General features: G+C 59.5%; 24 protein-coding genes. 8 read left to right on the forward strand and 16 right to left on the reverse strand.

All coding sequences use genetic code 11. The features are described from left to right. Positions 1-77: 77 nt before the first annotated feature. From uvrC to ABJZ52_RS09005, 3 genes are all read right to left on the reverse strand, one after another. On the reverse strand, positions 78-2,063 hold the full coding sequence (uvrC, locus tag ABJZ52_RS08995; protein WP_348185609.1) for an excinuclease ABC subunit UvrC: 1,986 nt from the start codon (positions 2,061-2,063) through the stop codon (positions 78-80). An 89-nt stretch (positions 2,064-2,152) separates the two neighbouring features. Beyond that, positions 2,153-2,917: an SDR family oxidoreductase gene (locus ABJZ52_RS09000; RefSeq protein ID WP_348185612.1), complete on the reverse strand. Its 765-nt coding sequence runs from the start codon at positions 2,915-2,917 to the stop codon at positions 2,153-2,155. Between the two features lie 53 nt (positions 2,918-2,970). Further along, a complete protein-coding gene (locus ABJZ52_RS09005) occupies positions 2,971-3,966 on the reverse strand; it encodes a calcium/sodium antiporter (protein ID WP_348185615.1) in 996 nt (331 codons plus the stop codon). A gap of 323 nt (positions 3,967-4,289) precedes the next feature. On the opposite strand from ABJZ52_RS09005, the gene ABJZ52_RS09010 reads away from it, so the two are divergent. From ABJZ52_RS09010 to ABJZ52_RS09020, 3 genes are all read left to right on the forward strand, one after another. Then, positions 4,290-4,955 (forward strand): outer membrane protein, encoded by a 666-nt coding sequence (locus ABJZ52_RS09010; protein ID WP_192108611.1) that lies wholly within the window; start codon positions 4,290-4,292, stop codon positions 4,953-4,955. Between the two features lie 228 nt (positions 4,956-5,183). Beyond that, positions 5,184-6,701 carry an HlyD family efflux transporter periplasmic adaptor subunit gene (locus tag ABJZ52_RS09015; protein ID WP_348185617.1) on the forward strand — a complete coding sequence of 506 codons (1,518 nt, stop codon included), beginning with the start codon at positions 5,184-5,186 and terminating at the stop codon, positions 6,699-6,701. Positions 6,702-6,703: 2 nt separating this feature from the next. Further along, a complete protein-coding gene (locus ABJZ52_RS09020) occupies positions 6,704-9,895 on the forward strand; it encodes an efflux RND transporter permease subunit (RefSeq protein ID WP_348185619.1) in 3,192 nt (1,063 codons plus the stop codon). Positions 9,896-9,979: 84 nt separating this feature from the next. On the opposite strand, the gene ABJZ52_RS09025 is transcribed toward ABJZ52_RS09020, so the two are convergent. The 7 genes from ABJZ52_RS09025 to ABJZ52_RS09055 form a co-directional block, all read right to left on the reverse strand. Further along, positions 9,980-10,627, reverse strand: a complete 648-nt coding sequence (locus ABJZ52_RS09025; RefSeq protein WP_348185622.1) for a glutathione S-transferase family protein — start codon at positions 10,625-10,627, stop codon at positions 9,980-9,982. A gap of 129 nt (positions 10,628-10,756) precedes the next feature. Next, positions 10,757-11,440 (reverse strand): ribonuclease T2, encoded by a 684-nt coding sequence (locus ABJZ52_RS09030; RefSeq protein ID WP_348185624.1) that lies wholly within the window; start codon positions 11,438-11,440, stop codon positions 10,757-10,759. A 23-nt stretch (positions 11,441-11,463) separates the two neighbouring features. Next, positions 11,464-11,913, reverse strand: a complete 450-nt coding sequence (locus ABJZ52_RS09035) for a cytoplasmic protein (protein WP_348185626.1) — start codon at positions 11,911-11,913, stop codon at positions 11,464-11,466. 86 nt (positions 11,914-11,999) lie between these two features. Continuing rightward, complete coding sequence (gene rlmJ / locus ABJZ52_RS09040; protein WP_348185629.1) at positions 12,000-12,848, reverse strand: 23S rRNA (adenine(2030)-N(6))-methyltransferase RlmJ; 849 nt, start codon at positions 12,846-12,848, stop codon at positions 12,000-12,002. Beyond that, positions 12,845-13,372, reverse strand: a complete 528-nt coding sequence (locus ABJZ52_RS09045; RefSeq protein WP_153768095.1) for a GNAT family N-acetyltransferase — start codon at positions 13,370-13,372, stop codon at positions 12,845-12,847. Before ABJZ52_RS09045 ends, rlmJ begins: the two co-directional genes overlap by 4 nt. A gap of 243 nt (positions 13,373-13,615) precedes the next feature. Continuing rightward, a complete protein-coding gene (locus ABJZ52_RS09050; RefSeq protein ID WP_348414285.1) occupies positions 13,616-14,272 on the reverse strand; it encodes a cold-shock protein in 657 nt (218 codons plus the stop codon). Between the two features lie 222 nt (positions 14,273-14,494). Then, positions 14,495-15,589: a DUF1176 domain-containing protein gene (locus ABJZ52_RS09055; protein ID WP_213216026.1), complete on the reverse strand. Its 1,095-nt coding sequence runs from the start codon at positions 15,587-15,589 to the stop codon at positions 14,495-14,497. A gap of 167 nt (positions 15,590-15,756) precedes the next feature. On the opposite strand from ABJZ52_RS09055, the gene ABJZ52_RS09060 reads away from it, so the two are divergent. Beyond that, a complete protein-coding gene (locus tag ABJZ52_RS09060; protein ID WP_348191745.1) occupies positions 15,757-16,431 on the forward strand; it encodes an MBL fold metallo-hydrolase in 675 nt (224 codons plus the stop codon). 115 nt (positions 16,432-16,546) lie between these two features. After that, positions 16,547-16,840, forward strand: coding sequence for a hypothetical protein (locus ABJZ52_RS09065; RefSeq protein WP_348191742.1), 294 nt, complete (start codon positions 16,547-16,549; stop codon positions 16,838-16,840). Positions 16,841-16,843: 3 nt separating this feature from the next. Here the strand turns inward: ABJZ52_RS09065 and ABJZ52_RS09070 are convergent, their stop codons facing one another. The 6 genes from ABJZ52_RS09070 to ABJZ52_RS09095 form a co-directional block, all read right to left on the reverse strand. After that, positions 16,844-17,797 (reverse strand): DUF1402 family protein, encoded by a 954-nt coding sequence (locus tag ABJZ52_RS09070; protein ID WP_348191755.1) that lies wholly within the window; start codon positions 17,795-17,797, stop codon positions 16,844-16,846. Between the two features lie 312 nt (positions 17,798-18,109). Beyond that, positions 18,110-18,565 carry a hypothetical protein gene (locus ABJZ52_RS09075; protein ID WP_348191739.1) on the reverse strand — a complete coding sequence of 152 codons (456 nt, stop codon included), beginning with the start codon at positions 18,563-18,565 and terminating at the stop codon, positions 18,110-18,112. 125 nt (positions 18,566-18,690) lie between these two features. After that, positions 18,691-19,053: a DUF6665 family protein gene (locus tag ABJZ52_RS09080; protein ID WP_348191736.1), complete on the reverse strand. Its 363-nt coding sequence runs from the start codon at positions 19,051-19,053 to the stop codon at positions 18,691-18,693. Positions 19,054-19,090: 37 nt separating this feature from the next. Then, positions 19,091-20,383 carry an MFS transporter gene (locus ABJZ52_RS09085; protein WP_348191733.1) on the reverse strand — a complete coding sequence of 431 codons (1,293 nt, stop codon included), beginning with the start codon at positions 20,381-20,383 and terminating at the stop codon, positions 19,091-19,093. Between the two features lie 14 nt (positions 20,384-20,397). Beyond that, entirely contained in the window at positions 20,398-21,015 is a 618-nt protein-coding gene (locus ABJZ52_RS09090) for a chalcone isomerase family protein (RefSeq protein WP_348191730.1), read from the reverse strand. Between the two features lie 166 nt (positions 21,016-21,181). Next, positions 21,182-22,630 (reverse strand): hypothetical protein, encoded by a 1,449-nt coding sequence (locus ABJZ52_RS09095; RefSeq protein WP_348191728.1) that lies wholly within the window; start codon positions 22,628-22,630, stop codon positions 21,182-21,184. A 315-nt stretch (positions 22,631-22,945) separates the two neighbouring features. Here ABJZ52_RS09095 and ABJZ52_RS09100 point away from each other — a divergent pair, with 315 nt between their 5' ends. The 3 genes from ABJZ52_RS09100 to ABJZ52_RS09110 all read left to right on the forward strand — a co-directional run bounded on the left by ABJZ52_RS09100 (position 22,946) and on the right by ABJZ52_RS09110 (position 24,876). Then, complete coding sequence (locus ABJZ52_RS09100) at positions 22,946-23,188, forward strand: hypothetical protein (RefSeq protein ID WP_348208657.1); 243 nt, start codon at positions 22,946-22,948, stop codon at positions 23,186-23,188. Positions 23,189-23,640: 452 nt separating this feature from the next. Then, on the forward strand, positions 23,641-23,928 hold the full coding sequence (locus ABJZ52_RS09105; protein WP_348191725.1) for a GIY-YIG nuclease family protein: 288 nt from the start codon (positions 23,641-23,643) through the stop codon (positions 23,926-23,928). 564 nt (positions 23,929-24,492) lie between these two features. Then, complete coding sequence (locus tag ABJZ52_RS09110; protein WP_348191723.1) at positions 24,493-24,876, forward strand: GIY-YIG nuclease family protein; 384 nt, start codon at positions 24,493-24,495, stop codon at positions 24,874-24,876. Positions 24,877-24,994 lie beyond the last annotated feature (118 nt).

The following is a 24,994-nucleotide window of genomic DNA, read 5'->3' on the forward strand; positions in this document are numbered from 1 at the left end:
GAATGAACGGGTCCGAGGGATCTAACGGCTATTGTGCTCTGCAGCACTGACTAGCAGTTCATGGCCGGACTGTCTGCCTACTCGTGAAAATGATCGTAAACGAGCTTTGCGATGGCCTCGGAGATGCCAGGTACGGAAGACAGGTCGTCCATGCCGGCCTTGGAAACGGCCTTGGCTGTGCCAAAGTGACGGAGCAGGGCGCGTTTACGTGTTGGTCCGACGCCTGCAATGTCGTCCAATGGGTTCTTGGTGATGTCTCTCTTGCGGCGAGCCCTGTGAGAGCCGATGGCGAACCGGTGGGCCTCGTCGCGCAGACGCTGAACGAAATAGAGCACCGGGTCACGCTCGGGCAGCATGAACGATGGTTTCCCCGTCACGAAAAATTTTTCCCGCCCGGCATCCCGGTCCGGTCCCTTGGCAATGCCGACGAGAGGCACATCGGTGAGACCAAGCTCCTCAAGGGTCTCACGCGCGGCTGTCAGCTGTCCCTGGCCGCCATCAATCAGGACAAGGTCGGGCCATGCAGGCATGTCAGTGGAGGAGGATGCCGTTTCTTCCGAGGCGTCTTGTGCTGCATCCTCTGTGACCTCTGCCGACAGCGTCGCCTTCGCGTCGTCGCGCTGGTGTTCCTTGATCAGCCTGGAAAATCGTCGGGTCAGAACCTCGCGCATCATGCCGTAATCATCACCGGGGACCAGATCTTCGGACTTGATGTTGAATTTGCGGTACTGACCTTTGGAAAATCCCTCTTCACCTGCGACGATCATGCCTCCGACGGCATTGGTGCCCATGATGTGGGAATTGTCGTAGACCTCGATACGGCGTGGCTGAGCAGGCAATTCGAAGGCTTCGGCGACACCTTTCAGCAGACGTGCCTGGCTGGAGCTTTCAGCAAGTCTACGGCCAAGCGCCTCGCGCGCGTTGGTGAGTGCGTGATCGGTCAGTTCCTTCTTCTCTCCGCGCTTTGGCGTCAAGACCTCGACCTTGCGTTCGGCCCGCTCGCTCAAGGCTTCCGCCAGCAGGGATTGCTCCGGAATTTCGTCGGACAGCAGGAGCAGCCGGGGCGCGGGCTTGTCGTCGTAGAACTGCGCCAGAAAGCTCTCCAGAATAGATGTTTCGTCTAGCGTCTTGTCCGCCTTGGGGAAGTAGGCACGGTTTCCCCAGTTTTGCCCGGTCCGGAAGAAGAAGACCTGCACACAGGTCTGCCCGCCTTCCTGGTGGATCGCGAAAACATCGGCTTCCTCGACCGTCTGCGGATTTATGCCCTGATGAGCCTGTGTATGCGACAAGGCTGCAAGGCGGTCACGGCAGATGGCTGCGCGTTCAAAGTCCAGTGCCTCGGAGGCAGCTTCCATCTGCTGGGCAAGCTCTTTTTTCACCAGCTGGCTTCGGCCGGAGAGGAAGGCCTTGGCTTCTGCAACAAGGCCGGCATAGTCCTCTTGATCGACTTCGCCGGTGCAGGGGCCAGAGCAACGCTTGATCTGGAAAAGCAGACAAGGCCGGGACCTGTTTTCATAATAGCTGTCCGAGCAATTCCGGATCAAAAAGGCTTTCTGCAGTGCGTTGATAGTTCGATCGACTGCGCCCGCCGAGGCGAAAGGGCCGAAATAATCGCCCTTTCTCTTTCTCGCACCCCGGTGTTTGGTGATCGCCGGAGAGGCGTGGTCGCCGGTGATCAGGATGTATGGAAAGGACTTGTCGTCGCGCAAAAGCACGTTGAAACGCGGGCGCAGGCGCTTGATCAGATTTGCTTCCAGAAGAAGCGCTTCTGCTTCGGTGTTGGTGACAACGAATTCCATGGCTGCCGTCAACATGATCATGCGCATGATCCGGTTCGACTGACCTTGAAGTCGCGTGTAACTGGTCACCCGCTTTTTGAGACTGCGCGCCTTGCCGACATAAAGCACGTCGCCGTTCTCATCGAACATGCGATAGACGCCCGGTCCCATGGGCAGACGCTTGACCTGATCGGCGATGACCTCAACGCCCTTTCGGACCTCGGGCTTCGCTACGGCGTCGTCATTCCCTTCGGAGATGGTCTGTGTTGTGGAGCTGTCTTGCATGCGTCATTCCGGCTGGCAGCCGTGCTTTTCCTTTGGGCCAGGTCGCGTGCTGCCAACCTAACAGATTCTTTGCTTCGTCACCTGCAAGGTCACTCGCCGACGTCGACCACATCGGGTGTCTGCCAGGCCAGGTGCTGTCCACCATCAAGGGCAATCATTTGCCCGGTGATGGAGGGGCTGTCCCACAGGAACCGGACGGTTCTCCCGAAGGCCTCCGCGTCGGGGCCGCGTTTCAGAAGAACGGCTCCCGCCTGCTTTTCAAATTCGGCCTCGCTCTGGCGTTCATTTTTGAAACTCGGGCCGGGTCCGATCGCATTGACGCGAATGTTGGGTGCGAGTGCCTGAGCCAGAACTTGCGTTGCGGTCCAGAGAGCCGATTTCGACAGGGAGTAACTAAGCGCTTGCGGCGTGAGTTTCCAGACCCTCTGGTCGATCATACTGACAATGAGCCCCTTCCGGTCCTTCGGCAGGCGCGCTGCGAAGGCATCGGCGAGGAACAGAGGGGCCTTGGTGTGGATCGCAAAATGCTGGTCAAAGAGATCAGGATCGAGATGGCCGATGCCGTCATCTTCGAAGATCGAAGCATTGTTGATCAGGATATCCGGCAGCCCGAACGGCTCCGATGCCTTGTCCATGAAGGTCGCAAGCCCGGTCGCTTCGGTAAGGTCTGCGGTGAACACATGCGGTTGGCCGGTGGCATCTTCGAGTTCGTCCGCCAAGGCCTCAGCCTTGTGGACATTGGCATTTGCATGCAGGACAAGACGCCAGCCATGACTGGCAAGATCCCTGGCCAGGGCACCGCCAATTCTGCTCGAAGCGCCGGTAATCACGGCTGTCGGGAGTTCGCCTGTCATCTCACCATCCTGTCTTACTCAAGTGATGACAGCAATACGCTTGGCGAAGCTGCTCAGATCGCCGCGCTGAGACAATAGACAGTGAAGATATAAAGAACGTACGCCGCAGTCAGGATAAAGCCTGAAATCCGGCCGAGACAGATCTTCCTGGCCGCAAGCACGAGAAGCAACACGGCACAAGCAAGCATCACCCAGATGTCGAGCTTGAGGATCTCGGCAGGAACCTCCACGGGCACAATCGCGGTGGTGATGCCGATGATCGCGAGAAGATTGAAGACGTTTGATCCAATGACATTGCCGATGGCGACTGCGCCGTGTTGGCGGATCGCGGCCATGACTGTGGTTGCGAGTTCCGGAAGGGAGGTTCCCAGGGCGATCACCGTCAAGGCAATCACGGCGTCACTTACGCCCCAGTCCTGGGCCACCGAAGTGGCGCCGCTGATGGTAAAGTGCGCGCCCAAAGGCAGGCCGATCAGGCCGAGTACAATGTAGACACCGGCGATAGCGGCTGCGTCCGGAACTCCCTCAACGTCTTCCAATTCATCATCGTCGTCCTGCGCTTCGACAGCCGTAGCAGCGGCGGCTTTGCGTTCCTTGCGGTGCTGTAGTGCAGCTCGGGCGGAATCGCCCAGGAAGACGGCAAGAAGTGCCAGCAGGATGAGGCTGCCGATCAGGCCAATGGGGGAAAAGAAGCACAGGATCGTGAAGACGACCGAGATCGCCACCATGAAAATCGCGTTCTTCGTCGCACCAGATTCGCCGCAGGGTGTCGCCGCGATCAGTGCCGGCATGCCCAGCACCAGCAGAACGTTTGCGATGTTCGAGCCCACCACGTTGCCGATGGCGATGCCGCCTGACCCGGCCAGAGCGGCCTTGAGTGAAATCACGAGCTCGGGCGCCGAGGTTCCGAATGCGACGATGGTCAGACCGATGACGAGATTTGGAATGCCGAGACGCTGTGCAATGCCGACAGACCCTCTGACCAGGATGTCGCCAGCAATAATCAGCACGACGAGGCCGCCTGCGAGGCTTACATAGTCAAACAGCATCTAAGGGTTCCGGTCGGGGTCAGGTTGAATGGAGCGATGGCACTTTGATCGTTCGCGCCATTTTGTCTGGCGCGTTATACGCAATAGATTGGTGCGGGGAAAGCATGCTGCAAGCTTTGATTTTGTCGCATCCTTGCAAAATGCGGTTTGTTTACCCTTCATTCACGCTGCCGAAGAATGACCTTAATTCGCCTAGAAAACTCCTAAATTGCCCTCCTGAACCGCCACAAACGATCCCCATATCTTTAGCTGGGTGAGGATGGGGACCGGCGGGATGGCCGTCCACATTTCATTCTGGACAAGTTCATCTGGAGTAACATGATATGAAGCGTCTTGCATTTGCAGGTTTGACAGCGGCCGCCTTTGCCGGCCTGGCAACGCCCGTGCTTGCGGCTGACCTTCCGCAGCCGGTGGACCCGGCACCGGCTTTCTATGACGACCAGGTTCCGGCCGCCCGTTTTGACTGGGGTGGTGCCTATGTCGGTGGTAACCTCGGCTGGGGCTGGGGCAATTTCGACAATCGAAACGCGCCCGACACGGATGGTGATGGCATTCAAGGCGGCATTCATGCCGGCTACAACTACATCATCTCTCCGAATGTGTTGATCGGTGCGGAAGCCGATTTCCAGTTTTCCGATCTGGAAGACACGGCAACCGCCGGCGGCGTAACGGCCGAAACAGGTTCATCCTGGAACTCCAGCATTCGCGGCCGGTTGGGTTACACCTTTGACCGTTTCCTCGTTTACGGAACCGGTGGTCTTGCCATTGCCGATCTCGACTTCAAGGCGAATGGCGCGAAGGACAGCACGACGGCAGTCGGTTGGACAGCAGGTGCCGGTGTTGAAGGTGCGGTGACACAGAACGTCACAGCGCGTCTCGAGTACATTCACCAGGACTTCGGTTCCGAGAGCTTTACGGTCGGCGGCAACAGCTACAAGTCCGATCTTGATAACAATCTCGTGCGGTTCGGCTTGAGCTACAAGTTCTAAACAGCCGGAAATACCTGTAGAAACAAAGAGCCCGGTGCATTGCGCCGGGCTTTTTCGTTACAGCTCGATACATGTTTTTCAGCACTTTTTCGCAATGCAATGATAGAAAATTACCGACGTGTTTCGCGCACGCCGGATCAAGGTCTGCAAAATGCCGGATGATGGGGCTTTCCGCACCCGATGCAGGCGTCCTGATTTTTATGAGCGGTTGATTTGAGGGAGAGTTGAATGCGGTTCCTGACAAGGGGTCTGATCGGTCTTGTGCTGTTGGCGGTCATGGCGTCAATGATCGGTTATGGCGTCTACCGCATCTCCACGGCGATGAACCAGGAAGACGCCAGGCGGCGTCCTCCTGTCCGAGAGCGCTCCTATGCCGTGAATGTTTCCTCCCTCACGTCTGAGACTGTCGCGCCGATCACGACCGCCTATGGTCAGGTCGAGAGTTGGCGCAGTCTTGAAATCCGCGCGAGCTCTGAAGGCCAACTTGTCGGGGTCGCTGCCAAATTCCGCGATGGCGCTGCAGTTAAAGGCGGCGAGCTGCTGGTGCGGATCGATCCGGCAGATGCCCAGTCCGAGCTTCTTGATGCCCAGGCCGCTCAGGCGGATGCTGAGGCACACAAGGCAGAGGCGGAAGAGGCCATCGTTGTTGCCGAACAGGAACTTGTCGCGGCCGAGAAACAGCTGGAGCTTCGACGTCAGGCGCTCGACCGCCAGACCCAGCTGCGTGAAAAGGGTTATTCCACCATGGTGCAGGTGGAGCAGGAGCAGCTTTCCGTAGCGGCGCTTGAGCAGGCCCTGTCGAACCGTCTGCAGTCTGTTATTACCTCGCGCAAGAATGTCGAGCGCATGGATCTGGGTGTCGCGCGGGCGCGGATCGCGGTGCAGGACGCTGAACGGACCCTTGAAGAAACGACGATCACCGCGCCGTTCTCCGGTACGCTGGATCAGGTCAACGCCACGCTCGGGCGGCGTGTGAGTTCGAGTGAGACCCTGGCTGTCCTGATCGATCCGACCGCGCTCGAAGTGAAATTTTCCGTCTCGACCCAGCAGTTTTCTCGCTTTCTGGATGATGCCGGCCGTTTGATCCAGGTGCCCGTCGAAGCGCAGCTAGATCTGGGCGACCGCGTCGTTTCAGTACCGGGAACACTGGACCGGGCGGCGGCGGTGGTCGCGACGGGTGAGGCGGGTCGCACGCTTTTTGCCTCGCTCGATGTCGATGCGGACACGCCGCTCCGTCCGGGTGATTTCCTCACCGTCAAGCTTGAAGAACCGGCCCTTGAGAATGTGGCCGTGATCCCGGCCTCTGCCGCCAGCGAAGATGGCCGCATCCTTGTTGTCGACGAAGAGCAGCGGCTTGGCACGGAGCAGGCACGGGTTTTGCGCCGGATGGGCGACCAGCTTGTGGTGACCGATGTGCCGTTCGGACAGCTTTATGTGCGTGAGCGCCTGCCACACCTGAGTGCCGGGCTGAAGGTCACGCCGCGGGTAGTCGGAACGCCCGGCGAAGCGCCTGAAGCAGCGGAAACGTCTCAGGGAGGCCCGAAACCGGCCTCGGGACCTGCCGCGCCAGAGGATCTGGTGACCCTGGAGCCGGAACGCAGGGATGCGCTGATCGCCAGATTGAGCGAAAGCCGGATGCCTGAGGAGCGCAAGGCGCGTCTGATCAACATTCTGAATCAGCCAAAGGTGCCGAGCGAGGTGCTGGAGCGCATAGAAACCGGTCGCGGCCGAGGTGAACGGAGCTAGTCATGAAGTCATCGATCAGGTCCGAATTTTCGTCTTTCTTCGACTATATGGTCCGTCACAAGACGGCCGCCAACCTGATCCTTGCGTTCATGCTGCTCGGCGGCATCGCGGCGGGTCTCAAGATCCGCACCCAGTATTTCCCTGACATAATCAACGAACGCGTGACGGTCACGGTCGAGTGGTCGGGCGCTGGCCCCGACGACATGGACCGAGCCGTTGTCGAGCTGCTGGGTCCTCAGCTTCTGGCGATTGAAGGCGTCGAGGAGGCGTCCTCGGTGGCCCGCGAGGGCCGTGCCACGATGACTCTGGAGTTCGAGACCGGCTGGGACATGGGTCAGGCTGTCGACGACGCCAAGGCAGCCGTTGATCAGGCGCGCTCCAGCTTGCCTGAAGATGTTGACGAGCCGACGGTCGTGCGCAGCGCGTTTCGCGACCGTGTGACCAATGTCGTGATTTATGGGCCGATCGATGCAGATCAGCTGTCGCGCTATGCAGAGGACCTCCAGACGGCTCTGTTTCGCGAGGGGGTGACGCGGATCAGCATTGACGGCGTGTCGAACCCGGTCATGCGGATCAACACGTCCGAGGCCATGCTGATCCGCCATGACCTGTCTCTTGAAGAGATTGCGGATGTGGTTGCCACCGAAATGGAGACCACGCCGGCGGGCGATGTGGCAAGCGGCAGCGCCCGTCTGCGAACGGGGCAGACCCGGCGCTCCGAGAAGGAGCTTGGTGAAATCGTCCTGCGCTCGCCTGCCGAGGGTGAGAAACTCCAGCTAAGATCTGTGGCGGAAATTGTCACGGAGGGACCGGAGAGCGGCAAGGCCTATTCGCACAAGGGACTGCCGGCGGTGGTTCTGAGGGTCGACCGTGATGCGATCGGCGATACCATCAAGATCCAGCGGCAGGTCGAACAGATCGTTGCGGATTTCCAGGATGGCCTGCCGCGCGGTGTTGTTGCCCAGCTGACAGAAACCCGTGCGCAGAACATTGTCGACCGGTTGAATATTCTGGTCGAGAATGGCTTGTTCGGCCTGGTTCTTGTTGTCGGCTTTTTGTTCCTCTTCCTGTCATCGCGCACAGCTTTCTGGGTGGCGGCCGGCATACCGGCGGCCATGGCTGCGACCATCGCCATGATGTTCGCCTTTGGCGTCACCTTGAACATGTTCTCGCTGTTCGCCCTGATCATCTGCCTGGGCATTGTCGTGGATGATGCCATCGTCGTTGGAGAGCACGCAGACTTCCTGGCGCGCAAGGGGCATAGCCCTGCCGAGGCTGCGGTTATGGCGGCCAAGCGTATGGCCGCGCCGGTCTTTTCCGCCTCCATCACAACGATCATTGCCTTCGCGGGTCTGCTTGCCATTGGTGGCCGCTTCGGGGAACTTATCGCCGATATTCCGCTTACGGTGGGGATCGTATTGATCGCAAGCCTGGTTGAGTCCTTTCTCATCCTGCCGGCCCACATGCGGCATGCCTTGTCGGCCAGTGGCAAGGAACATTGGTACGACTGGCCAAACCGGACCTTCAACAAAGGCTTTAATGCTTTCAGGAAGAAGGCGTTTGAGCCCTTGATGAGAGCGGTGATTGTCTTCCGCTATCCGGTCATGGGCCTTGCCGTCATGACGCTCTTGATCGCATCGAGCATGTATTTCGATGGCACGGTGCGTTGGCGGTTCTTCAATGCGCCTGAGCGCAATGTGATCAATGCCAATATCGCGATGATGCCGGGAGCCGATCGGGACGACACAAAGGCGATGCTGGCCGAGATGGACCGTGCTCTTGATGTGGTCGATCAACGCTACGCCGAGGAATATGGCCGCGCGCCGGTTTCCTTTACGCTGGCGACCGTTGGCGCGAACGCCGGCCGAAGGGCCCTGAATGGTGCGGATACGAAAGATGAGGACTTGCTCGGCGGTCTTGCGATCGAGCTGATCGACCCGGATCTGCGTCCCTATTCGGCCTTCAGCTTCATCGGTGACTGGCGCAAGGAAATCCGCAAGGGGCCGCTTCTTGAAACGCTGGCCGTGCGTGGAGAGCGTTCAGGCCCTGGCGGAGATGCCATCGATGTGAGGCTCTATGGACCTTCGACAGAGATCCTGAAAGAAGCTGCAGAGTATCTTAAGCAGGCGCTGGGTGCCATGCCGGGGGTGAGCGCCCTGGAAGATACGTTGTCCTTTGACAAGGCAGAGCTAGCTCTGAGCCTGACGCCGAAGGGCGAGGCGCTTGGTTTCACGACCGATAGCGTCGCCAACGTTTTGCGCAATCGCCTGGAGGGCATCAAGGTTGCAGAATTCCCGGTTGGCCGGCGAACCGCGACAGTGCGTGTCAGCCTGCCTGATGAGGAAACAGGGGCTGCTTTTGTCTACGAGACACAGCTGAAGTCGCCTGCGGGGCCCTATGTTGCCTTGAGCGAAATAGTCGAGGTGGAAAGCACCTTCGGATTTGCGTCGGTCAGACGCGAGAACGGACTGCAGACCCTTCGGGTCAGCGGCGATATCTCCGAGGATGATCCGGAGGCGGCCGTGGCCGTCATGGCCATGCTGAGCGATACTTTGCTTCCGGAACTGGCGGCCAGATATGATGTGCAGAGCGAATTGTCCGGGCTGGCGGAGCAGGAGAAGGAATTTCTGTCTGATGCGGTGCTTGCGCTCGGGTTCTGTCTGTCCGGGATCTATCTGACCCTGTGCTGGATTTTCGCATCCTGGACCCGGCCACTGGTGATCATGCTGGTCATCCCCTTCGGCTGTATCGGCATGATCTGGGGACACTACTGGCATCACCTTCCGCTGAGCATGTTCTCCCTCATTGGCTTTATCGGGATGGCGGGGATCATCATCAATGACAGCATTGTTCTGGTCACGACAATTGATGAGTATGCGCGCGACCGGCCGTTCAGGCAGGCCCTGATCGAGGGTGTTTCAGACCGATTGCGGCCAGTTGTTCTCACCAGTGCGACGACCGTGTTCGGACTTGCGCCGCTGTTGTTCGAGACCAGCCGTCAGGCGCAATTCCTGATGCCGACGGTGATCACGCTGGCTTACGGCCTCGGCTTTGGTTTGTTTGTGGTCATCTTGGTGACACCGGCAATGCTGGCCATTCAGAGTGACTTTGGCCGCTTTCTGAAGTCCGGCCACCGTCTGGCGCGTCATGGTGCAAAACCTCGGAAGTCTCTTGGCGGTGCCCGCGCTCGTTAGAAACCGTTAGCATCAGGCTGGCAGATATGAAAAAGGCGGGGCCGTGAGGCTCCGCCTTTTTGCATTCACTTTCACTCGCTCAGATCAGCGGAGCGGTTCTTCCTTTGCAGGAATGGGCGCCGGGCCAACCTTGCTTGCTGCAAAGCTGGGCACGGCGGCCTCGAAGCTGTCGAGCCAGGCGACAAGCTTTGGATAGCTCTTGCGCCATTCGCCGGCGAAGCGAACGTCCTGATAGCCAAGGGCGCAGGCGAGTGCGATTGTCCCGGCATCCGCATCGCTGAGCTGTGTCAGATGGGTCGGGCAGGCGGCTTCGAGACTGTCCATAGCGCGAGTGACCTTGGCCGCCTGATAGGTTTTCCAGTCCTCGAAACGATATTCGGCAGGGCGGAACCGGCTTTCGTAAACCTGGAGGATACCGGCATCCATAATGCCGTCGGCCAGGGCCTGCAGGCGCAGTACCGGAAACCTCGCTTCGCCGATCGGCAGGATTTTGCCGCCGCCCGCGAGGTGGTCGAGATATTCGACGATCACCCGGCTGTCGTAGAGGACATTGCCATCTTCCAGGATCAGTGCGGGGATCTTGCCGAGCGGATTTTGCTGGCGAATGCTGTCGTCCGGATTGTTCGTCTGGGTTTCCTCCAGATTGATCAGGCTTTTGAGGTTCAAGACCTCGGCCGCGATCTTGACCTTGCGGCCGAAGGGCGAGGCGGGTGAAGAGCGGAGAACGAGCATGTCGGAAACCTTTGCCATTTGGGGAGCGGGTACAGTCGAAGGACTGTACGCAAAGTTGCCCGCCACTGTGCATGACAGGGGCCGGAGAACAAGGCCTGTTGCGGCAAAAGACGTTGTCCTGCGGGTGGACTATCGGCGGAGCGGCGGAGAAACAGAAATCTTGCTGGCCCGGCAACCGGAGCGATCAACGGCGCGGCAACTCCGGAACTCCAGATCCTTGGTCAGACAGATCTTGACCTCCTGCAACGCGCCTCTGGAGCATGTCACCGCCATGGCTGCATCGCGCAAACCGGGGTTCGCAAGGCGAAATGCCTTTTCCACGCCGTCAGGTGCAATTCGGCCGGTGCGTTCCAGGGTGCGGAAGGCGGCCGGAATGCGGATCTTGTCGTAGGCTGCGCGAATGGTGTCGAAATACGCCTCCGGATCCAGGCCGGAGCATGTGCCGTGCTTGCGCCACTGATGGGAGACGAGCCCGCGGCTCGGCATGATGTCCAGGATACCGGAGACGGTATGTCTGCTCGGTCGGTCGTTCCGGGTGCGGCAGAAATCCGGCCAGCCACGTTCATATTGCGGCCAGAGGCCATGGACGATGAAGCGATGCGGCTTGGATGCCTGGCACTGAAGCGGCTCGGCGTTGCGGCCCTTACGGGCGCAATAGGTCGGTGACCAGGACAAGGCGAGAACGTAGTAGTCGAAGTCGCCTGAGGAACCACCTGCACGTGCGCCCTGGACTGCGCTGCCAAGCAGCAGAAGAAGCGCAAGAACCAGGTGCATCAGGTGTTGTTCAAGCGGTCCGCTGAAGCGCCGGGCCATGCTTGTCTGCTGCTCTTCGAAGATCAACGCGGGCGGGTGGTGCTGCAATGGGCGCCGTAGACATGCCACTTGTCGAGAGCGCTCATGCAGGCCTCGACCTTCCAGCCGAGACCGACGAAGCCGCTATGTTCAACAAGCTTGTAATGTACCTGGCGCGTGGACCCGTCCGTCAGGGTCGCCGTGCCGCTGCAAAAGCGGCGTGCCAGAGGGCTGACATCATGCTCGCGGTAGGCAACTTCGCGGATCTGATCAATGCCGGTGATCGCGCGGCCGTCCACATAGGAGTTCTGTGCCCGGGCCACACTGCCCGCAACAGCCGAGCGGACCGACGCAGAAGTGCAGTCGGGCAACCTGGGGTCCCTGTTCGGGGAGAAATAGGCGCGGTGTTCTCCGGCGAGAGCCTGGCCGGACAAGACCGTGGTCGCGGCGACAATGATTGAAAAGGCAAGATTTACAAAGCGGAACTGGGTCACGGCGGCACTTCTCCGGGCCATTTACTCAATGGCCAGACGATGAGGGAGTGCGTCCGCCACGTCAAGCCAGCAAGGGAGCGTTTCGTCTATTCGGCGATGAGTTGATCGACAGACCAGCTGGCCTCGGACCCCTTGCGCAGGCAATCACGCAGCCATGGCAGGACGGTGCGCATTTCTTCTGCGAGAGTGTAAGGCGGATTGATGATCGTCATTCCGGACCCAAGCATGGCCGTATCCGGGCCGCTCTTTCCCACATTGAGTTCCAGGGTCAGGACATCCTTGACGCCAGCATCCTTCAAGGCGTCGTCGAAGCGGCGAAGGCCATACCGGTCCTTGAGCGGATACCAGCAGGCGTAGGTGCCCGTCGAGAATTTCCGCCACCCCTTGATCACGGCACTTGCCATGCGATCGAACTCGTCAATTTCCTCAAAGGCGGGGTCGATGATGATGAGGCCGCGCTTTTCCTTCGGTGGCAGAAAGCTGCCAAGCGCAAGCCAGCCGTCAAGGTGGATGGTCTTGACCTGATGATCGCCAGCAAAGCGCTTGGAAAGCGTGTCGAAGTCGGCGGGGTGCAGCTCTGTCAGGGTCAGACGGTCGACTGGCCGCATCAGTTCTCGGGCCAGCGCGGGCGATCCGGGATAGAGCTTCAGGTCTTTGCCGGGATTGTCGGCGCGCACGACATCGAGCCAGGGCGCGAGCAATGTGGCGACATCGTCCGGCATGGGCTTGGAGATGACCTTTGCAATTCCATCCAGCCATTCGCCAGTCTTTTGCGTTTCTTCGGAGGTCAGGTCATAGGCGCCGATCCCGGCATGGGTGTCGATGATCCGGAACGCCTTGTCCTTGCGCTGAAGATAGACAATGAGGCGTGCGAGGACGGCGTGCTTCAGCACGTCGCCAATGTTGCCGGCGTGGTAGGCGTGACGATAGTTCATGCGCTTTTCACATCTTCGGCTGGATCGCGTTTCAGGTATACAACAGCTTTTTCGCCGTGGTCCTGTGTGCCGATCTCGGCAAAACCCAGACGCTTGTGGAAGCGCAAGGATCCCGGGTTGTCGGGCCGCGTATTGACCTCGCAGACCAGAGGGCGGTTGCCGACGCCTGGCACCCTTCCCAGAGCTTCATAAAGCGCTTCGCCGATGCGTTGCCCGCGCGCGGTCTCGGCGACGCAGATGCGGTCTGTGTAGGCAAAGCGGCCCACATGCTCGCTGAGCCATGCGTAGTTACGGCTGTCATAGTCGAGGCCCTCGGTCAGGCACAAAAGCATGCCCGCTGGCTGACCGTCCAACTCTGCCACCAGACAGACCAAGGCTTCTGCGACAAGGTCGGAAAGCTCAGATAGGGCGAGTTCATTTACCGCCGGGACAGCGGCATTGTTCATTTCCAGAAGGTGAGGGAGATCAGCCTTTTGAGCAGGGCGAACAAGAGCGGATGGGGACGTGTCGGCTGTGCTTGTCATGTTTTTCAGCGTCTTTGATTTTTGGTGTGTTTGAAGTTTGGAAATGCGGGATCGCGCGCAGTGTCTTTGCTTAAACATCCAGATCGGAGCGCCTTTACGATGGCCCGATCCGGGCGTGCGGGCGATCTAGCATCAGAATGAAGAGGCTGCTGCGAAAGATAAAACGACGGCCAGATGGCCGCCGTTTCAAAAGATCTTTGCGAGAAAGCTTAAGCAACAAACACCCGGATGGCGTTCGCTGACTTAGCCTTCCGCAGGCGCGTCAGCGCCGCCTTCAGCAAGTTCCTGAAGATCGACTGCTTTCGGGCCCTTGCCACGACGATCGGGCTCGGTCTCGAAAGAAATACGCTGACCACTGTCGAGCGTTGTCATGCCGGAGCGTTCAACTGCGGAGATGTGCACGAATACATCAGCTTCGCCGTTGTCTGGAGTGATGAAGCCAAAGCCCTTGTCACTCTTGAAGAACTTGACGGTGCCTTCCTGGCGCGGACCGCGCTCGGCCGGGCCATCGAATTCCGGACGCGGAGGGCGTGGTTGCCGGAAGCCTTCGCCACCTTCGCGGTTGCCGCCGCCATAACCGCCGCGGCCACCGCCGCCGCCGCCATAACCACCGCCGCCTTCACGATTGCCGCCGCCGTAGCCGCCGCCGCCTTCGCGATTGCCGTATCCGCCATCGCGCCCGCCGCCATAGCCGCCGCGACCACCACCGTCGCGTCCGCCATCACGGTTGCCGCCATAACCGCCGTCCCGGCCGCCGCCATAGCCGCCGTCGCGACCGCCGTCGAAGCCGCCCCCAAAATCACCGCCGCCGAAATCGCTGCCGAAGTCCTGCGGACCGCCGAACTCGCGCTTGCCGCCGCGACGTCCACGCTTGTGCCGGTCCGAATCGCCATCGTGCATTACTTAATCACCTTAATTGTGTGCCGGCCTCAGGCAGCACATAACCCACTAAATTCACTCGCAAAAATATCGCGAGATGCTCCCGTGAGGCGCAAAGAATTACGCCCATCAACACTTTCAGGATTGGGTTGAAACAAGGATGCCGCATCCCCATCCAGTCCGCTGCACAATCATCATAAGGCTGTGACCAGGAAAATCGCAAGTAAATCCTTGGCGAAAGCGCTATTTGCTTGTTGCGGGAACTGTCCAGGTGGTGGGCCAATCTGAGATTGGGACTTCCTGTCCGTCACACGTCTGGCGGGTAGCTTCCTCCTGCAGGACGAAGGTCGTGCCGGTCCAGAGCCAACGGCTCCAGGTGCCACAATCGCCGACCCCGGAGCCCTTGAAAAGGCCATCAAGCTCGAGGTCACGCGCGTTCCAGCGGGCATTGTAAACCAGGTCCGTGGCCAGCGGTCCAAGCTCCGACATCCTGGCGACATGGAGCTGGCGGACCTTGCCGTCATCCTGGGCCCGGATGAGAACATAGGGCGTGTTGTAGGCACTGGGAGCGCCGCATGGCAGCAGATAAAGCGTTGCCTTGTCGTCCCCGGCGGGGATGGCGACAGCGTTTAGGCTGGCAAAGATCGCAGGGTCGATGTCGGAGCAAAAGCGATTGGCGTCCCATGTTGCGAGCACGGCCGGCGGCAGGGTTTCGGGCGACAGGATCGGCTTGGCCGAGGGGGCGTCTTCGGCCGGTTCCGTACCGATGTCTGCAATTGCTGAGACCGTTCCGCTCCGGTTCTGCCGGTCGTCCAGCCAGCTGACGGCGGAGGCGAGGCCGTTCAGAGGCAGCTTCATCTCGATGGTCTGATCGCCGATCGGCAGCGACACGGTCAGAACCTTGCCAGACGCCATCGCCTTCAGGATCGCGCTGGTCGCTGGGCCGGTCGGGTACCAAAAGCCCTCGCCGCCAAGGGGGCGGAAGCCAGCCGGAGTTGCGACCGAAGCCTGAATTTCCCGCAGTTGCGCCACAGGCAGGGTTTCGATCGAAGTGCCATCGACGTCAAAACGGATAGTGCCCTCGTTGTTGAGGGCAGCATTGGCGGTGATCCGAAGCAGCGGAGCGGCGTTCGCGGGCGTATCCCGGACAATGCGCAGATCAAGCCAGGTCGATTGCTCGCGGATGAAAGTTGATGTGAAGCACAGGCCAGAGTTGCCGCAGCCGACAGACCATTTGTCCCAAACCGGATCGGTCCTGGGCTGTTTTGCAGACGCGCCAGCGGGCAGCGCGCAGCAGAGCGCGACCAAGGTCAGTGTCTGGAGCAGTGTCTGCTTCATGCGTGTCGACAACCTGTTTGTCCCTGCCACTGTTCAGCAGGTGCATCTTCTTGTACGAAAAGCAGAACGGAAGGTGAAGCGGTCCAATGCGATAAAGCGCGCGGCAAACCGACTTTGCCCAGCATTTGTCTCTTCCCCCGCTCATCGGGGCAACCTGGAGCCCATTCTTGTCCGATCCCGATACTTCCCAGAGCCAGGACGCGCTGCCGCCCATTCAGATCCTGATTATTCCGGTTACGTCGTTCCAGCAAAATTGCTCGCTGGTGTGGAACCCGGAAACGAAAAAAGGCGCCGTCGTCGACCCTGGCGGCGATGTGCCGTTGATCCTCAAGGCGATTGAAGAGCATGGCGTCGATGTCGAGAAAATCGTTCTGACGCATGGTCATATCGATCATGTCGGCGGGGCCGCGGATCTGGCCGAGGCGCTCAAGGTTCCTGTTGAGGGCCCCCATGAGGCCGATCGCGTCCTGATCGAGCGGGTCAAGGACCAAGCTCGGCAGTTCGGCTTGAGCGACGTCAAGCCGGTCGAGCCCGACCGCTGGCTCGTTGAGGGCGACACGATGGAGATGGCTGGCCGCAGTTTTGAGGTGTTCCATTGTCCTGGCCATGCGCCCGGCCATGTGGTCTTCTTCGATCGGGAGTTACGCCTGGCAATCTCCGGCGATGTTCTCTTCGCCGGATCTGTCGGACGAACCGACCTGCCGGGCGGCGACCACGATACGTTGATTGCCTCGATCAAGACCAAGCTCTTGCCACTTGGCGATGATGTTTCATTTTTGCCCGGTCACGGGCCTGCCTCGACGATCGGTCACGAGCGCGAGAACAATCCGTTCTTGCGGTAGCCTTTGAAGGTTGAAGCCGTTCAAGAGGCTGTGAGCGGCCTTTCCGCAGCGGTAATGGGTGCCATATTCGATGTGGTGGGCCGAGGAACCGTTGTCGGAAAAGAGGAGTTACGGCATGGGACGAATTACAGGACGTGTTTTTGGTGTTGCAGCCCTGTCAGGATTTGCCGCCCTTGGCCTGGTGGCCAGCGGGTCGGTCCAGCAGGCTGGCGCAAGCGATTTCTTCGATCGGCTGTCGCGGTCAGAACAAATTCGTGAAAACGAAGCTGCGGGTGGCCCGAAGGTGAAGGGAGCGAACTCTCCCTACATGCAGCGGGTGCAGGTCTGCAAATCCTTGCCGACCGAGATCAGGGACAAGGCAACGGGCCAGGTCCATACCGAGATGCGCGAGAGATGCTGGTTCGAATAGGCGCTAGAGAACGGACTTGATGTCTTCGAGCCGGTCGTTGACCAGCCAGCCGTAGTAATTCTCTCTGGGCCAGGTGGCGCCGCTGCGGCGGAATTTCGCTGCCCGGCCCCAGGGGTCTCCCAGATTGTAGAGGGTTGCCGTCAGGCCGGGATTCTTCGAAATGTCGACCTTGCCGACGTTCTTGTACGCCTCGATGGCATCCTGAATGACCGCAGCCATATAGTGCAGCGAGATATTCGGATCCATGGTCGCCTGATAGACCTTTTCGGCGTTCTTCGGATCAAGCTTGCGGTTGCCGCTCTGACGAGCGACCCGGTCGGTCATCTTCAGGACGGTAAGAGGGCTTAGCTGGCCGAGGCCAAAGCTCTGGCCGGAAAAAAGCGGCTGGAAGAACGTCTCGTTGAAGTTCGTTTTTGGAAAGCGGGTGCCGTCAACTCTCTTGCCGCGGAACGAGCTGTTCCAAACGCGTTCGTAACAGGACCAGCGGCTGTCGCTGTTGTTGGCCTTTTTGCCTTTCCGGCACCGGTCGAACTGGGAGCGTTCGACGAAGGTTTCGACGTGTTCGCCGTCGTATTTGAAGCTGATGTCGATCCCTGCGTAGGCCAGTGCCTTGATATAGTAGGACTGTGCACTGTCCAGTGTGTCGTAGTTGTAGGTGTGCTCGCCAATGATGGCGCCAATCATGTGGATCGGATCAATGTTGTAGCGCCCAGCGACACGCTTGATCGAGGAAATCAGCCGTCGGTCGCGCTTGAGAACGGCCAGAACCTTCTCGAATTTTGCATCGTAACTGGATTTGGACGCTGCGGTCCTGCGGGCCGAGGCATAGGGGATCCGGGGCTGGCTGCGATAGCGGTTTCCCTCGGGAACGGCCCGGACGCCTGCGGCAAGAGCCTGGCCAGATACCTGAAATTCAAAGGCTCCGTCGATCTTCGGGACAGACGGCACAGTGCACATGAGCGCAAAGAGCGCACAGACTGATTTTTTGTATATTGCTTTTGTCAGCATTTATCCGAACTCCACGCCTGCTTTCTTATCACGCGGGCTGCAGGTCTAACGATCAAATTATCTTAATCAGCCAAGGCCGTAAGAATGGTTCGGCCAGCATCTGAGCGATCTCGCGCAAAATGCGCCGAATCCCTTGTCAAATGCGTGGCTAAAAGAACATCCCCCAACGGTACATGCAAGGCGGCGTTTGCCGTTGCCCGGCATTGTTCCAAAGCACTTGGGGATTTCAACCAGCAGGCCGAAACGAGATGCTTTCACGTCCTAGCATTGATGCGAGTAGGTGAAGACCAGTGTATCGGTCTTGTATTGACCGGTTGGCTGACACTGGCGGAAAACCTGCCGGGTACCGCGAACGGTTACTTGCAGCTGATCGCCGCGAACAGGACCCTCCACGGCATAGGTGAGCGGGTTGCCGGGACAGTATTTCGAGAAAACGCGCGCTGTGCCGCTGTACCAGTCGCCGGTCTTGTAACCATCGAACAGAAGCGTGCCGCGTCGGACGCCTGCAGCGCGAAGCTGCTGACGCGGCCGTTCGTAGCTGAGCCAGCGCTGGTTGCCCTGGGCCTGAAGCCGCATGAGCGAACCGTTGTGTGTCCAGCAGCTGTCTGCCAGAGCCGGTCCGGAAACTGCCATCGCCGAGATGGTCGTTGCCAAGGCGATCACGATCTTTGGAAATCTGCTTTTGCGTTGCCTAAAAAACGCTGTCTTGGTGTTCATCAGTTTCTGCCCCCTGAAAGACATTCAAGCACTCTATGACCCGAAGTTAACATCAGATACCGATGCGTGGTCTGTGATGTGCAGCACGATTTTCGCAGTCGCTGTTTGCCTTGCCGGCTGTCGGTTCACTTTTGCTTTCCTTTCGCTTTCAGGTGTTCCGGAACGGGACCAGCACCAAGACGGACAGCGGCGGGAACCTTCATGTGATCGAAGAATGCCTTGTGCCGGAGGAAGCCGCAGAGTTCTCGCTGGATGGTGACATGCCAGAGCGCTTCTCCAGCTTCGGCGATCCTGAGAGCTCGTTTGTGCTGCTCGTCCTCGCTGGCGTTCTCGACTGCATCGGGGATACGGGCAAGGGCCTGCTCCAGTTTCGTGTTCAACCTGGCGAGCGTTCCGGCTTTCTCTGCCAGAACTTCCTGCTCCAGCGCAGCGGTGACCGGGTCATCTGTAATCTGCTTTCGGTAGGCTTGAGGCGGACGCACGGTCATCTGATCGATCAGCCTTGTTGATGTTTTCGATGGCCGATCATGCCTTCACACACGCGGTTTGGGCAATATGGTTCGCCTGGCTCAAAAGCCAGACCAGTGTGATCGTTTTCAAAGCACAGGGCAGGGCCGCATAAGACAGGCTGAGAGACAGGTTGAGCTCTGCGGTCATGGGGATGCCCGGCTGGTATCCGGCAAGCCCCAGGAGAGGCAACGCAAGGCCCGTTGCCAGAGCCAGAGAGGCCTTTGATAGAAGCGTCATCAAGGAAAACATGCGGCTGGCTTCAGCCTGGCTTTTCCGTGCAGCAATGTGATCGGCAAGGATCGATGGCGGCAGCGCAAGGTCGGCGCCAAGTGCGAGGCCGGAGAGGGCGCAGACGAGGGCATATGCCTCGACCTGTCCGTTCTGGAGAAAAACCGCCCAGAGGAAGGTTATGATCGACAGGGTCATCGAAACGGCCCAGGCCCTGATCTTGCCGACACGTCTCGAGAGCCACTGCCAGAGAGGCATCGCAAGCGCCCCGAAAAGGAAATAGACAAGCAGAAAAACGCCGGAGTATTCGGCTGCGTCCAAGCGATCCCTGATGAAGAAGAGCACAAGTACGGCCGGGATCGCACTCGCAAGTGTGTTGAGCGCGAAGAGCGCAAAGAACGTACGCCGCCAAGGGTTGCCGATGAGGTCGCGCCAGCTACTGCGTGTTTTACCAGAAGGATTGAATGCCTCCTGTGGCCGTGTCAAAGGGGCGGTCTTCATCCAGACCAGAAGTGCCCATGTGGCGATGGCAAGCAACGGCAGATAGGCGATGGTCAGCCGATGAAATGCCGTGCCGGGATCGGAATTGGCGCCAAGAAGGGCTGGTCCCATGGCTGCTGTCAGCAGACCGAGAAGCCCGAGCGCCTCGCGCCAGCTGGTGACGCGCGTGCGTTGGTGTTCGCTGACCTGCCAGATACCGCCGAGGGTCTGCAGGTTGATCGAGACAATGGAAAACCCTGTGGTGCAAATGAACACAGCTGCTGCGAACCAGATAAGCGGTGCGGACAAACCTGGATGAAACAGCATCCAGAAGCCGCCGCCCAGCATGATGACGCCGAGGACAAGGATCAGCGCCCGATGCTGATGATAGCGGTCGCTCAGGCTTCCGATCAGCGGATCCTGAATGGCATCCACCGCACGCAAGGCCAGCAGAAGAACGCCGAGTGACGTCAGAGATTGTCCCAGCGTTCCGGCATAAAAGTCGGGTGCGTGGAGATAAATCGGCAGCCCGGCAAAGGCGAGCGGAAGCGCCATCAGCCCATAACTGAAGAGGTCCTTGCGTCCGAGTTGCCGGGTCATCCGCTGGCCGGGCGCTATGAACTGGCGCCGATCAGGCGGCTGCGCAGGGCGGGATCATTCGTGTTGCCGCCGAGCCAGATCGCGAAGAAGCGCTTGGTGAAGTCCTTGTCCTTGATGCTGCCTATGCGCCGCCCGCCGGAGTAGAACAGCGTGTGACCCTTGCTGTCGCGTACGCCAATGATGGCTTCGCCGGGGCTGACGTTTGGGAAGATGCTTGTCATGTCCCGGGTCCAGCCGTTGAGGGTCGCGCCCTTGGGCATACCCTGACGGAGCATTTCCTTTTCCGTCCGCTTGGCGATTGCCTCGCCCTTGAAAGACCTCAGATAGGTCAGTTTCAGCGCGAATGGCTTGGCCGGGTCATAGGTTCCGGAAGGTGCGTAAAGCTCTGCGTCGAAAATGCGAAAACCGAGGAAGGTCATCCGGCCTTCGCCGACCAGACTGGCTGCGGGCACGAGCTTGGCAGCAGGTCCGATGTCGGCACGTGACGTCGCTGGCATGAACGCGAGAAGGGAGAGCAGCGCCAGTGCCGCTAGCGTTATGCGCAGGATTGGGTTGCGGCCGTCCGGCCCGGCGTGCGCTTGCGTGGCGCTGCGGGAGCGGCTTGTCAGCGTGAGCTGAGGGGGTGTCGTCATGCTGTCCTCCATGCCTGTGATCGACAGGAGGGATACGCAGTGGGAGGCGCGGCGGATCTTCGAAAGTGGCTGAGGCTCCGGTTTGCCGGAAACGGCCCTCAAAGAAAAAGCACAGGACCGGAGTGTGCCGATCCTGTGCTCTTGTCGCTTCCGGCCGATGCCGAGGTCAGTCGCGCAGGCGCACGATGGTCGCGTCGGTTTCGCCGGTGGTTTCTTTGACCGTCTCACTGGCCACCACGTCCTCGATCAGGCCGACCTCCTCGGCGGGATCATAGTTGCGGGTGAGGCCAAGGTCTTCTGCAGGTCCGCGGCCTTCCATGGCGCGTTGGTAGTTGTTGATCACGCCCTTGAGCTGCGCGATCTGCTCGTTGCTGGTGTCGACCTGGATGCGGTATTTCTGCAGCTTCTTGTTTTCCTCGATCACCTCTTCCAGACGCTCGGCATATTTCTGGTTCTGGTTGCGCTCGTGGTTGAGGTCGGTGAGCGTGGAATTGTAGCGCAGGTTCAACTCGCGCAATTTGCCATTGGTCGTGACCAGTTCGTTGCGGTCACGCTCGTGGCTCTTCTGGGCATTTTCCAGCAGGTGCTCGATTTCCTGCATCCGCTGAACCAGATCACGCTTGCGTTCCTTCATGACCTGGTTGTCGCGGGTCATTTCCTGCAACGACTGGGCACCGATCCGGCGCTGCGAAGAGAGGTTCTCGATCTCGGCGTTGAGGGCATAGACCTCGTTGTCGTGCTTGCGCTGCTCTTCTTCCATGCGGGACTTTGAATAGGCCAGCTCCTGGTTGACGACGTCGATCTGGGACTTCAGGTCGATGTTGTCATTGCGGAAGTCGATCATCTGGCGCTTGGTGGCTTCAAGCTCACCGGTGGCCACATTGTTCTTGCGGATTTCTTCCTCAAGCAGGGCGGCGCTTTCGGATAGGTTTTGCTGCAGTTCCTTCTCGCGCTTGCTGACTTCGTCCAGATTGGACTGCAGTGCGTCCGAATGATCCTCGAGGGTGCGGAACTTCGCCTTCAGGTCATCGAGTTCGCCGTCCAGTTCGGTGACGCGCGTGTTGGCCAGGACCAACTCGCCGCTCTGGCCGCGGAAGTCCTCGTTGATCTTCTTGTTGTTGTCGCGGATCGAGATCAGCTCGTTGCGTGCGGTTTCCAGCGCCGTGCGGGTCTCCGTCAGGCGCTTGCGCAGGGAGTGCGTCTCTGCCTGGCTTTCCTCCAGCTGGTTGCTCATGTTGCCCAGCTTGTGGTTGGCATCCAGCAGGTCGGTGGAAATCTTGGCGTTTTCCGATTTTAGCCGGATCTCGGCTTCAACCTGGACCCGCGAAGCCTCGACGAACTCCTGCAGGAGCTGCAGGGAATTGCGCGATTCCGTCGCCATTGCCTGCATCTGTTCGAAGCCCTGGCCAAGGCCGCCGAGGCGGGACTTCAGCCCGTCGAGCTGATGCATCTTTTCCTGCATCTGCAGGGCGAAGGGAGACAGATGCTTGACGTTGGAGGTCTCGGCCGGGGCCGCTTCAACGGTGGGCATCGGATCGGTTGTTGTCACGTCGGCGGCCTCCGGTGCGGCGGCCTGTTCCATTCCGGACCGCGATGTCTTCGAAAAAAGTCCCATTTCCCAGCTCCTGCCTTACTCAACATCGGCCGCTGTTCTCGACCGTCAGTCTGAACGTTAATACATTTTTAACCTTTTGCAGGGGGCTCATGACAAAAAGCGATCATTCAAGGCGGAAATTCACAGAAAACCGGCTGAAACCGGTCACTCTTCTGTCACATAGGCGCATTTCCGTCTGGATCTATGCATGCATTGCCGGATCTTCTGTGCGGCGGATGGCGGCGAAGGATATGCCTCGCGATTTGCGTGCAGGCAGGTTGTGGCGCGCCACTCTTGCGAGTGCGGGCTGTATCTGAACGGATATCATCAGGAAAATTGACGCGGGACCAGCAGCAGGAGCGCCGCAAGGCATTTGCCTTCGGCGTTTCGGGGTCTCTCTGCTGTCTCGATCGCTTGAAAGAGACGGGATGGCAGGCGCTACGGCCTTGCCGCGCGCATGGGGTTTTAGGTGTTTGGTTTGACAAGGCCTTGCGCCTGCCCGGGGTTCCGTCCCTTGGTGCCGGGGCGATTGAGCTGCGTCTGGCCGTCCGCCTTTTCTGCGCCCCGGAGGTGGTGTGAGGCCACCGGCTTGCCAGTTGTGACGACGCTGCGGAGCGTGCCCGGCGCCTGAACCCGCCTGCCGCTCCGCTTCTGCAGCTCACCGGCCAGAGCCTTTCGGCCTGACCTGGAACTCCGGTCTCCCGCCCCGGGTTCAGCCTTTCCATGGTTCGGCCGAGCTCGGTCCCGTTCGCAGGAGACACGATCATTCTACGCCAGTCCCGGCGGACGGGGATAAGAAACGGTGGTTTTCCGCTTTGGGCAATCGGATCAATGCGTTGAGTGGAGCCAGTTTTGCGGTTTTGAGGGATAGGGGTGTTTCGCACCATCGTCGCCGCACCCACAGCCGACATTCCCGCTCCACTAGGTCGCAATGTGTGGGATTCAGTGATCGCGAGCGGTCGAGCATGAGCGATGAAGCTGCGCGGATCTGGAAATCTGAGTAGAATTATGAGTAGAGGGGATGACGTTTGATGGCAGGCTGCGTGTACATTCTTGCTTCGGAGCGAAACGGAACGCTTTACATCGGCGTGACCAGTAACCTGCCTCGTCGCATGTACGAACACCGCGAGGGATTGATCGAGGGCTTCTCAAAGACCTATCGCGTCACAAGGCTCGTCCATGCTGAGGCGTTCTCCCGCATAGATGACGCGATTGCTCGCGAAAAGCAGCTCAAGGGCTGGAATCGCGCCTGGAAGATCGCTCTCATTGAGGAAAGCAACCCGGAGTGGCGGGATCTTTCGGAGACCGGATTGTTCTGACCAGAAGCCTCCGCTCGGTGCGCCTGATATTGCGGGCAAATGCAGAGGGGTCGCGCGTTGACTTGGAAACCGCGCCATCCGTGGCCTCCCGTCATTCCAGACGGCCTGCGGCAACGCCGCATGGGAGATCTGGAATCCAGAGATCATTCGCGCTCGCGCGTCCATGGCTTTTGAAAGCTGTGCTCGCGCTGCTCGCCCTGACACGCTGGATTCCAGATCGGCGTGCAGCTGCGCTGCACTTGTCTGGAATGATGGAGTGAGACGAGAGGCCTCGCCACGGGTCCTCTCCACCCTTCGCGGGGGAGATGTCGCCGTTGGGCGGCAGAGGGGGGGCAAGTGGCTCTGCGCAACCACACCCACGGTCGTCATCCTCGCCCTACGAAGTGGACATATGCGAGACCATTGGCTGCGAGCGTTCGAACATGAGCGATGAAGCTGCAGCGTACTGGGTCCCGGATCTCCGCTTGCGCTCCGTCCGGGAAGGCAGTCGGGGGTAGGGCGCGGCGTCGCCGCACGCCTCTGGCCGATGCGGCTATGTGGATTGGATCCCCGCACAGGGCGGGGATGACCGCTGTGCTTTTGGCAAAGACTATCCTCCCCCCTGTCGTCATCCTCGGGCTTGACCCGGGGATCCATACCGTTTCCTATCTCAGGATGCAGAAGCGCTTCTGGGTCTACATCCTGACGACGCGCAGAGGCGGCACGCTTTATACTGGCGTGACGAACAATCTTCCCAGACGGCTGCTTGAACATACTTCCGGCACCGGATCGCAGTTCACCAGGCGCTATTCGGTCAAACGCTTGGTCTGGTACGAGCTACATCCATCCGCGCCTCAAGCCATTGCCCGCGAAAAGGCCATCAAACACTGGCCGCGCGCATGGAAAGTCGAGCTGATCGAGGTCATGAACCCGGACTGGTTCGATCTCGGCGGGAATCTGAACTGCTGACTTCCGTTTCTTGACTTTGAAGCTTTCCTAGGCGGAGACTTCACGGAGTGGATCCTCGGGTCGAGCCCGAGGATGACGGAGTGAGATGAGAGGTGTCGTCGCAAATTTAAACGGTTGC

The organism is Roseibium sp., assembly GCF_039982295.1.
Taxonomy (GTDB): Bacteria; Pseudomonadota; Alphaproteobacteria; order Rhizobiales; family Stappiaceae; genus Roseibium.